Origin of the sequence: Crenothrix polyspora (assembly GCF_900163755.1) — a bacterium.
Taxonomy (GTDB): domain Bacteria; phylum Pseudomonadota; class Gammaproteobacteria; order Methylococcales; family Methylomonadaceae; genus Crenothrix; species Crenothrix polyspora.
In genome coordinates this window covers 1-10894 of record NZ_FUKI01000028.1, presented here as the reverse complement: position 1 = coordinate 10894, position 10894 = coordinate 1, and the positions used below count along the sequence as shown (strand labels likewise).

Below are 10894 nucleotides of genomic sequence, written 5' to 3'. Positions count from 1 at the left end.
ATGGCCTAGCTATTTTCAGAAAATTCTCATATCAGCTTATGCGAACTCGCGTTAAAATTTGCGGCTTTACTCGTGTTGAAGATGCCGTGCACGCCGCTCATGCGGGGGTTGATGCCATTGGCTTGGTGTTTTACCCACCCAGTCCACGACATGTTGCTATACATCAAGCTCTCCAAATTGTCCGTGCTTTACCAGCTTTTGTTTCTGTCGTTGCCTTGTTTGTTGACGCGCCAGAAACTAGCATTCGTGAGGTTTTACGCCAGCTGCCAATTGATTGCCTGCAATTTCATGGCAACGAATCCGCTGAGGCTTGCAGAATGTATAATACCCGTTATATCAAAGCCGTGAGCATGCAAGCAGACACCGATATTTCAGCATTGGCCACACACTATCATGATGCCACCGGGCTATTACTGGATACCTACCATCCAGCCGCCAAAGGTGGCACTGGTCATCAATTCGACTGGTCATTAATTCCTAAGCAACACCCTTTACCCATCATTCTGGCAGGAGGTCTTGACAGCACTAATGCACGGTTGGCCATACAAACCGTCAAGCCTTATGCCTTAGATGCCAGCAGCGGCGTAGAATCCGCCAAAGGCATTAAAGACCCACTCAAAGTAAGCGCATTTTTACAAGCAATTAATTACGGTGACAAAAGTTAATACTATGACAGAAAAATATAATATGCCCGATGACCGAGGGCACTTTGGTAACTACGGCGGCATCTTTGTCGCAGAAACATTGATACCACCGATACAAGAATTAAATGAAGCCTATCAACGTTATCTTAAAGACCCCGAATTTATCGCTGAACTGAGTGCCGACTTAAAGCATTACGTCGGACGGCCTTCGCCTTTATACCACGCACAACGCTGGAGTAAGCATTTAGGCGGCGCACAAGTGTATTTAAAGCGCGAAGACTTAAATCATACCGGCGCACATAAGGTTAACAACACCGTCGGCCAAGCATTACTGGCCAAACGCATGGGTAAAACCCGTATTATCGCCGAAACCGGTGCTGGTCAACACGGGGTTGCCACAGCAACTGTTGCGGCACGATTAGGCTTAGAATGTGTCGTTTACATGGGCTCTGTCGATGTCGCCCGCCAATCATTAAATGTCTATCGCATGAAACTGTTAGGTGCTACCGTGGTATCGGTTGAATCTGGCTCGAAAACCTTAAAAGACGCACTCAACGAAGCACTACGCGACTGGGTTACTAACGTCGATAACACCTTCTATATCATCGGTACGGTCGCAGGCCCACACCCCTACCCGGCTATGGTGAGAGATTTTCAAACCGTGATTGGCCATGAAGCCAAACAACAATGCTTAGAAGCAACAGGACGTTTACCCGATGCCCTGGTCGCGTGTGTAGGTGGTGGCTCTAATGCTATCGGCTTATTCCATCCCTTTATAGATGACACGTCAGTTGCCTTATACGGCGTGGAAGCGGCGGGCGATGGCATCGAAACCGGTCGTCATTCCGCGCCGTTATCCGCTGGCAAACCTGGGGTATTACACGGCAATCGCACGTATTTAATGTCCGATGAAGACGGTGAAATCATTGAAACCCATTCTATTTCGGCAGGCCTTGATTACCCTGGCGTAGGCCCTGAACATGCTTGGTTAAAAGATTCAGGCCGCGCTAATTACGTCAGTATTACTGATACCGAAGCGATGGCCGGTTTTCATGCACTGACTAAAATGGAAGGCATTATCCCCGCGCTAGAATCCAGCCATGCTCTGGCTTATACCATGAAACTCGCACCCACTATGAAACAAGATGACATTATCATCGTTAACTTATCCGGTCGTGGCGATAAAGACATGCACACCATAGCCCAACGCGAAGGCATAGCATTATGAGCCGTTTAGCCGCTACTTTCGAAGCCTTACATAAATCAGGTCGCAAAGCGTTAATCCCCTTTATAACTACCGGCGATCCTAATCCAGACTTCACCTTGCCGCTGATGCACGCCATGGTGGCAGCCGGTGTCGATGTTATTGAATTAGGCATTCCTTTTTCTGATCCTATGGCCGATGGCCCTGTCATTCAACGTGCCAGCGAACGCGCACTCGCCCATAAAATGAGCTTGCGCCGTGTATTAGTCTTGGCAACAGAATTTAGAAAAACCAACCAACAAACACCCATCGTGCTTATGGGCTATGTTAATCCTATCGAAATATTCGGTTATGAAAATTTCGCCAACGCAGCAAAACTCGCCGATGTCGATGGCATACTCACGGTAGACTTACCGCCCGAAGAAGCCAGCGAATACGGTAGCCTGCTGAAAGCGCGTGGCATAGATCCTATTTTTCTGTTAGCGCCCAACAGCACCGATGAACGCATCAAAAAAATGGATGCGTTAGGCAGTGGTTATCTTTATTATGTGTCATTAAAAGGTGTCACCGGCGCAGGGCATTTAAACATTGCTGACGTAGAAGCCAAGCTACAACAAATCAGAGCCAACACACGCTTACCGGTCGCTATCGGTTTTGGTGTTAAAGATGCCGCGATGGCAAAAACCATTGCCGATATCGGTGATGGTGCGGTTATTGGCAGTGCGCTAATCAGCAAAATAGAAGCTAATCTGAATGACTTAGACACCGCCAAGCATGAAATTATTGCCTTATTAACCGCCATGCGCCATGCAATGGACGCTTAAATCGATAGCCTAGGAAATACTATGAGTTGGTTTGAAAAATTAATTCCATCCACCATCAGAACCGAACGTTCCAATAAAAAAGGCGCAGTTCCTGAAGGCTTGTGGAATAAATGCCCTAATTGCAGTGCGATTCTTTACAATGCCGAACTGGAAAGAAACTTCAGTGTATGCCCTAAATGTGAGCATCACATGCGTATTCCAGCCAGAATACGCCTGGAAATGTTTCTGGATGAAGAAGGCCGCGAAGAAATTGCCAAGCATGTTAGGCCGGTCGATCCGTTAAAATTTAAAGACAGCAAAAAATACAAAGATCGCCTCACTGCTGCCCAAAAACAAACCAAAGAAAACGATGCGCTCGTGGTCATGAAAGGCCAGTTGCATGGTCAAGATATTGTTGCCGCCGCGTTTGGTTTTGACTTTATGGGCGGCTCGATGGGCTCGGTAGTCGGTGAAAAATTCGTGCGTGGCGTGAATAAAAGCCTGGAATTACACATACCCTTTATCGTGTTTACCGCCAGTGGTGGTGCGCGTATGCAGGAATCACTGTTCTCCTTGTTTCAAATGGCCAAAACCAGCGCCGCGCTATCGCGTTTATCGGCGGCCGGTTTACCGTATATTTCATTTATGACCGACCCGACAATGGGCGGGGTATCAGCCAGTTTAGCCATGCTGGGTGATCTTAATATTGCTGAACCCAATGCTTTAATTGGCTTTGCAGGCCCTAGAGTCATTGAACAAACCGTACGTGAAAAACTACCTGAGGGCTTTCAGCGCAGTGAGTTTTTACAAGAACACGGCGCTATCGACATGATTATCGACCGGCGGCAAATGCGCGATAAAATTGCCAGCATTCTGTCGTTATTAATGGCAGGCCGACCCGCGCCAATAGCCGTTGAAGATACTAGCGATAAAACTGAAACGACTGAAGTTAACGCAGTGCTTCAAAACAGTGCTGATGCAAAAACTCAAGCGTCCGTTATCAATGCTGATTAATGATGCACTTTGATTCGTTACCGGATTGGCTTAAATGGCAGGAAAGCCACCATCCTTTAGCGATAGACTTAGGCCTGGAGCGAGCCGCACAGATTTATCGGGTGCTCAATCCAGACGCTATCAAGCCACTGACCATTACTGTCGCAGGCACTAACGGCAAAGGCTCTTGTGTGGCATTTCTGGAAGCCATTTATACAGCCGCTGGCTATACGGTGGGTTCGTACACTTCGCCGCATATTTTAAAATATAACGAAAGGATAAAAATCAACGGCGAGCCAGTCTCCGATGCGTTAATTTGCGCCGCTTTTGACCGTATCGAAGCGGCTCGTCAAGACACCTCGCTCAGCTATTTTGAATTTGGCACACTGGCGGCATTAGATATCTTTTGGCGCTCCAATGTTGATATTCAATTACTGGAAGTTGGCATGGGCGGACGCTTGGATGCGGTGAATATTATTGATACTGATGCCGCCTTGGTGTCGAGTATTCATATCGACCATGTTGATTGGTTAGGTGCAACCCGTGACATTATTGCCATAGAAAAAGCGGGGGTTTTTAGAGCGCATAGCCCCGCCATCATTGGCGACCCACATCCACCGGAAACTTTACGCCAGTGCGCTATTGATAAAAATGCTCTTCCTTATTGTATTGGCACAGATTTTTCTTATCACAGACACGCCTCAGGCTGGGATTGGTCAGCAGGCGATCAACAGCTAATAAATCTTCCCGACCCTGCACTAAAAGGTGAGCATCAATACCGCAATGCGTCATCGGTGCTTATGGCGATACAGCAATTAAACACCCACATACCCGTCACAGAAGCCGCTATTCAGTCAGGGCTTAAAAATGTCTACTTAGCCGGTCGATTTCAAAAAATCAACCTTGATAACGGCGTTCCACTGCTGTTAGATGTCGGCCATAACCCTGAAGCGGTCAGCACACTTGCAAATTATTTACGCGCCGCCTTCCCAAACAGACGCGTCCATGCTATTTTCTCCATGATGAAAGATAAAGACATTGCAGGGGTGATCAAAATTATGGCATCCGCTGTACATTTTTGGCATTTTGTACCGCTCACCACGCCCAGGGCTATTTCCACAGCAGCCGTACAAGAAATTTTTTCGCAAGGTCAAATTACTAACGTATCCTTTGACTATACTGAGTTTGCTGGCGCTTTTGCCGCAGCCAAAAATCAGTGCCAAAAAAATGACGTGTTACTCGTTTTTGGTTCTTTTTTCTTGGTATCTGATTGCTTAATTGAACTTGAAGGTAAGTAAATAAAATGGATCATGAATTAAAACAACGCTTAATTGGTGCCATTGTCGTCACCGCACTGGCAGCTATTTTTCTTCCCATGGTATTCGACGACCCCGTTGAAAACAATGGCCAACAAGTCAGTGAATTAACGCTGCCAAAACCGCCCGAAAAGACAGCTGAAAAAGAACTGCCTGCTGATTTTGGCCGCGCACTCACGCCAGATCAAGACATAACCACCGACACAGCTAACAGTAATACCGGTGATAAAAACAACTTACCCAACGACGAAGAACAAGGACAAGCGCTGGACAGTGGTGCGGAAGAGGAGCTGATCGTCACTGAAGACACGCCCAGCGCCAGCAAAACAAAACCATCGGTAGACTCTTTAGATACCGGCGACATTTTGGAAGCAGAACCGACACATGCGCCCAAACATGGCTCTGTGAAATCAAAAGCCACTGAATCTGGCGATACGCATACGGTAACCACAACAACCGTCAAAAAAAAGCCCAAGCCAGTCATTGAGACTGAAAACCATAAAACCATTAAGCCAATTGATGACGATATCACAACCGATACCAGTCACAAAAGCAAACCTACGCCAGTAAAAACCGTTCCAGGACTAGGCCGATGGTCTATTCAGGCCGGTAGCTTTAGTAAAAAAGAAAATGCTATCGCGCTATTAGAAAAACTGCAAAAACAAGGTTTCCCCGTTATTTTGCAAACTAAAGGCGATATTTACCGGCTTAAAATTGGCCCTGAACTGGATAAACAACGCGCCAGCGACATGAAAAAGAAATTAGACAAACAAAACATCCAATCTTTAATGATTGCTGAATAAATACACAGCATTTCTGTCATTTTATGGGCTATCAACTTAACACGGGACAAAAAAATAATATCATTCAAGTAGACTGGGTTGTCTACTGTTTGACAACTCAACACGTAATATTACCTTGGAAATACTAAATTGAGAGAAAACATCCAAGCCAATCTACATTTTATCTTCTATTAAGCCGGCAGCCATTTCATGCACTAACTGAATGGGGAGCCCTGTGCTGTGGATAGATATTGTCATTATCGCCATTATCGTTATCTGCTCTGTTGCAGGCACAGCGCGGGGCTTAATGGGCGAAGCACTGTCGCTTAGCATTTGGCTATTAGCGATAACGATTAGCCTGATGTTTAACCGAGAATTTTCCATGTTACTCGCTTTAAAGCTGGCTAATCCTGCGGTGCGCGTTGCCCTATCTTTTGCTGGCTTATTGTTGATTACTCTGATTATCGGCAATACCATTAGTCATTTACTGCGGGATGTGATTCCAAAAACCAACTTGGATTTTTTTAACCGTTTTTGGGCGCTATTTCTGGGTGGCATACACGGTATCATTATCGTGGCAACGCTTATCCTGTTAGCTGGCTTATCGCCGTTACCCTTAGAACCCTGGTGGGACGATGCTATATTAATACCACCTTTTCAATCACTTGCTATTTTTATAAAGGATACTATTCCTTCGGAAATGGCATCTTATGTTCATTATCACTGACACTTTCGACCTAGGCCCAAACAATAATGTGTGGTATTGCTGCTATCGTTTCACATCAAGCCGTCAACCAAGAATTATATGACGCACTTACCGTTCTGCAACACCGAGGTCAGGATGCCGCTGGCATTGTTACCTGCGAAAATGGCAGATTGTATTTACGCAAAGAAAACGGCTTAACCCGCGATGTTTTCACCAATGCCCAAATGTTAAAGCTACGCGGCAATATGGGTATTGGCCATGTGCGTTATCCAACAGCTGGTTGCACCAGCTCTGCCGAGGCGCAACCTTTTTACGTCAACTCGCCATTTGGGTTAACACTGGCGCATAACGGTAATCTTACCAATACTGAAGAACTGAAAAAAGCGCTGTTTATTGAAGATCAGCGCCACTTAAATACCGATTCTGACTCGGAAGTATTACTGAATATCTTTGCACACGAGCTGCAAAGCTTAGGCAAGATACACTTAAGCGTTGAAGATGTCTTTAAAGCCGTCGCAGGCGTACATCGTCGCTGTAAGGGCGCTTATGCAGTCGTCATCATGATTGCCGGTTACGGCATTTTAGGTTTTAGAGATCCACACGGCATTCGCCCGCTGATTTTTGGCGAACGCCAAACCGAAGATAAATCTGAATTCATGATTGCCTCCGAAAGTGTTGCGCTAGACGTACTGGGCTTTTCGGTACTGCGAGACGTGCAACCTGGCGAAGCCGTGTTTATTGAACAATCCGGCGTATTGCACACCAGACAATGCGCTAGCAACCCCGATCACTGCCCGTGTATATTTGAATACGTGTATTTTGCCAGACCCGATTCCATTATCGACAATATCTCGGTACACAAAGCCCGTTTGCGTATGGGCGAAAAACTGGCGGCAAAAATCCTAAGAGACTGGCCAGATCATGACATCGACGTGGTCATTCCTATCCCCGATACCAGCCGCACCGCCGCTTTGCAAATGGCGCATATATTGGGTGTAAAATTCCGCGAAGGTTTTATTAAAAATCGCTATATTGGTCGGACATTTATTATGCCCGGTCAAAAAATGCGCGAAAAATCAGTACGGCAAAAACTTAATGCTATCGGCCTAGAATTTGAAGGTAAAAATGTGTTATTGGTAGATGATTCAATCGTTCGAGGCACTACCTCGGCACAAATCATCCAAATGGCCAGAGATGCGGGCGCTAAAAAAGTCTATTTTGCCTCCGCAGCACCGCCGGTACGCTACCCAAATGTTTATGGCATTGATATGCCTGCGGCACACGAATTAATTGCCCATAACCGTACCGAAGACGAAGTGTGTACCGAAATGACCGCTGATAAGTTAATTTACCAAGATTTAACCGATTTAATTGATGCGGTGCGTAAAGGCAACCCTACGATTCAACATTTTGATACCTCGTGCTTTAGTAAAGAATATATTACCGGCGATGTCGATGATGCTTACCTAGAACGTATTGAAACCTTACGTAATGACAGCGCACAAACGATGCGTAATACGCAATCGTTTATTATTGAAATGCAAAACAATAACTGACCCATAGCCAGACAGCAGGCTTAACAACAGGGCGGCCAATAACCGCCCTTCTTTTTTTCTATCACTTACACATACTCCTATGACAGACATTAACTGGAACGACTATTCTTTGGAAACCAAAGCCATCCGCGCCGGGCATAAACGCACCCATGAAGATGAACACAGCATCGGCATTTTTACCACCTCCAGTTATGTATTTAAAAACGCAGAAGAAGCCGCTTTGCGTTTTACTGGTAAAAAAGCCGGTAATATTTACTCTCGTTTTACCAATCCTACCGTTAATGCGTTTCAAGAACGTTTGGCATTAATGGAAAAAGGGGAGCGTTGTCTGGCATTTGCCTCTGGCATGGCGGCCATCATGGCTGTTGGCATGGGATTACTGCAAACAGGCGATCATATTGTGTGTTCACGCGGCGTATTTGGCAACACCGTATTGCTGTTTCAAAACTATTTTGGCAAGTTTGGTGTAACGACCGATTTCGTTGATTTGACCGATACCAGTGCCTGGGAGGCGGCTATTAAGCCGAATACGCGATTTTTATTTTTAGAAACACCCTCAAATCCTCTCACTGAAATTGCAGATATTAAATTACTTGCTAATATTGCTCATAACAATAACTGTTTATTGATTGTTGATAACTGTTTTTGCACGCCAGTTTTACAAAGACCGTTTGAATTAGGTGCCGACATTGTTATCCATTCGGCTACTAAATATTTGGATGGTCAAGGTCGATGTATCGGTGGTGCGGTCATTGCCAGTAACGACATTATAGAAAAGTACATCTATCCGTATTTACGAACTGGCGGCGCTACCATGAGCCCGTTTAATGCCTGGGTATTTTTATCTGGCCTAGAAACTTTAGCAATAAGAATGAAAGCCCACTGCGACAGTGCATTTGAACTGGCGCAATGGCTAGAACAACAAGCGGGGGTCAGTCGTGTACTGTATCCGGGCTTAGCTTCTCATCCGCAGCACGAGCTGGCTAAACGCCAACAAAGTCATTTTGGCGGCATTGTGAGTTTTGAAGTAACCGGTGGTAAAGACCACGCGTGGCGACTTATCGATGCCACACAAATGATTTCAATTACCGCTAATTTAGGGGATGTAAAAACTACAATTACGCATCCAGCCAGCACCACACACGGTCGGCTGACCCCCGAAGTAAGAGAGTTGGCGGGTATTAAAGATGGATTAGTTAGGGTCTCGGTAGGATTAGAGAACTGTAACGATATTAAAAATGACCTCCTAAGAGGGTTATAACCAACCACAGGAACATTATGGATGTAACAAACGCCAGTAATTTACTCAGTAATAACGTAAAACTTCTTAAAGGCGAGGCGTCAAAAACGGCTTGCCAAGGCGTACTGATTGCTATTGCCAGTATTATTATCGCTACCTGCCTGGTTAGCTTTTACGTTAATAACAGTGTATCAGTTGAAAGTTTATTGGCGGCACAAAGAAATAATATTGCGCTGTGGATGCTTGATGGCATCCCGTTTGTATTTGGCATGTGGGGACAGTATTCCAGTTCGATTATGGCGTACCAGGCCGGTGCGCTCATTTTCGATCAGACACAAGAGTTACGTAATCGAACCATCGATCTTGAAAAACATACCAATCATGTCAGTACCCACGATCTGTTAACAGATTTACCTAATCGCGCCTTGTTTTATGATCGCGTGGCACGGACTATTTCATCGGCTAATTCTTTAACCAAGCAATTGTCTGTCTTGTTAATTGAAATTGAAAATTTTAAAGACGTTTACGATACCTTAGGCAGAAACAGTAGTGATCTTATTCTTAAGCAGTTTGCTGTCCGCTTACAAGGCACTAGCACAGAATATGATAACGTTGCCAAAATAGACGGCAATGTTTTCGGTATTCTTATCTCTAATATAGAAAATACCTACGAAGCCGAGCAACTTGCCAAGCATATCCAAAAAGCAATGGAAGCGACCTTTATGGTCGATAGATTACAAGTTGGTATGCACGCCAATATTGGTATTGTACATTTCCCAAAACATGGCGAAGATGTAGATACGTTAGTGCAAAAAGCCGGTGTTGCCTTGCATATGGCACAAAAATCCGCCAAAGGCTATGCTATCTATGAGCCATCATTCGACAAGCATACACCATTGCGGTTAACGCTGATGTCAGAACTGCGCCGCGCTATCGAAAAAAACGATTTAACTTTATTTTACCAACCCAAGGTATCAATAAAAACCAACGAACTTTACGGCGCAGAAGCCTTAGCACGCTGGTATCATCCGATTCATGGCTTTATTGCGCCGGATGAGTTTGTCCCAATGGCAGAACGCACACGCATGATCAAACAACTCACGCAATGGGTATTAAAACGTGCTTTTAAAGATTGCGCCATGTGGCATGAACAAGGACTCAATATCAAAATATCGGTTAATTTATCCACGCGTGACTTACACGACCCTGATCTACCTGACCTCATCGCGGGTATTGCTGCCTCATCGGGTATAAAACCCGAATGGATCATTCTGGAAATTACCGAAAGCGCTGTGATGAATGAACCGGAAAATGCACTGGCCATCATTAACCGATTGCATGATATGGGCTATCAATTTTCTATTGATGATTTTGGCACAGGCTATTCATCACTCGCCTATCTTAAAAAATTACCGTTGGCAGAGCTTAAAATAGATAAATCTTTTGTTATGGATTTAATGAACAGCGACAATGATATGGCTATCGTTAAGGCCATTATTAATCTGGCACATAATCTGGGCTTATCGGTCACTGCAGAAGGCGTAGAAACACAAGCGGTATTAACAAAACTCAAGGAATATAACTGCGATGGGTGTGATTAAAAGTGCGGGGATTCTGTAGAATACCGTTATTTGTTTTGACAAAACCTAT

The 10894-nt window shown here is 45.1% G+C and carries 10 protein-coding genes; all 10 read left to right on the top strand.

The window, feature by feature from the left end; genetic code table 11:
- The first annotated feature begins 38 nt into the window (after positions 1–38).
- The 10 genes from CRENPOLYSF2_RS01945 to CRENPOLYSF2_RS01900 all read left to right on the top strand — a co-directional run bounded on the left by CRENPOLYSF2_RS01945 (position 39) and on the right by CRENPOLYSF2_RS01900 (position 10845).
- On the top strand, positions 39–665 hold the full coding sequence (locus tag CRENPOLYSF2_RS01945) for a phosphoribosylanthranilate isomerase (protein WP_087142286.1): 627 nt from the start codon (positions 39–41) through the stop codon (positions 663–665).
- 4 nt (positions 666–669) lie between these two features.
- The gene (trpB, locus tag CRENPOLYSF2_RS01940) at positions 670–1872 is read left to right on the top strand and encodes a tryptophan synthase subunit beta (RefSeq protein ID WP_087142285.1); all 1203 of its coding nucleotides are present in this window, start codon (positions 670–672) and stop codon (positions 1870–1872) included.
- Entirely contained in the window at positions 1869–2672 is an 804-nt protein-coding gene (gene trpA, locus CRENPOLYSF2_RS01935; RefSeq protein WP_087142284.1) for a tryptophan synthase subunit alpha, read from the top strand. The genes trpB and trpA overlap by 4 nt, the downstream gene beginning before the upstream one ends.
- 21 nt (positions 2673–2693) lie before the next feature.
- Positions 2694–3665 carry an acetyl-CoA carboxylase, carboxyltransferase subunit beta gene (accD, locus tag CRENPOLYSF2_RS01930; protein WP_087142283.1) on the top strand — a complete coding sequence of 324 codons (972 nt, stop codon included), beginning with the start codon at positions 2694–2696 and terminating at the stop codon, positions 3663–3665.
- On the top strand, positions 3665–4942 hold the full coding sequence (gene folC / locus CRENPOLYSF2_RS01925; RefSeq protein WP_176370999.1) for a bifunctional tetrahydrofolate synthase/dihydrofolate synthase: 1278 nt from the start codon (positions 3665–3667) through the stop codon (positions 4940–4942). The genes accD and folC overlap by 1 nt, the downstream gene beginning before the upstream one ends.
- Positions 4943–4947: 5 nt before the next feature.
- Positions 4948–5763 carry an SPOR domain-containing protein gene (locus tag CRENPOLYSF2_RS01920; RefSeq protein WP_087142281.1) on the top strand — a complete coding sequence of 272 codons (816 nt, stop codon included), beginning with the start codon at positions 4948–4950 and terminating at the stop codon, positions 5761–5763.
- A 214-nt stretch (positions 5764–5977) separates the two neighbouring features.
- A complete protein-coding gene (locus CRENPOLYSF2_RS01915) occupies positions 5978–6469 on the top strand; it encodes a CvpA family protein (protein ID WP_176370998.1) in 492 nt (163 codons plus the stop codon).
- A gap of 26 nt (positions 6470–6495) precedes the next feature.
- A complete protein-coding gene (gene purF / locus CRENPOLYSF2_RS01910; RefSeq protein ID WP_087142279.1) occupies positions 6496–8004 on the top strand; it encodes an amidophosphoribosyltransferase in 1509 nt (502 codons plus the stop codon).
- Positions 8005–8083: 79 nt separating this feature from the next.
- Entirely contained in the window at positions 8084–9265 is a 1182-nt protein-coding gene (locus CRENPOLYSF2_RS01905; RefSeq protein ID WP_087142278.1) for an O-succinylhomoserine sulfhydrylase, read from the top strand.
- Between the two features lie 17 nt (positions 9266–9282).
- Positions 9283–10845 carry a putative bifunctional diguanylate cyclase/phosphodiesterase gene (locus CRENPOLYSF2_RS01900; protein WP_087142277.1) on the top strand — a complete coding sequence of 521 codons (1563 nt, stop codon included), beginning with the start codon at positions 9283–9285 and terminating at the stop codon, positions 10843–10845.
- Positions 10846–10894 lie beyond the last annotated feature (49 nt).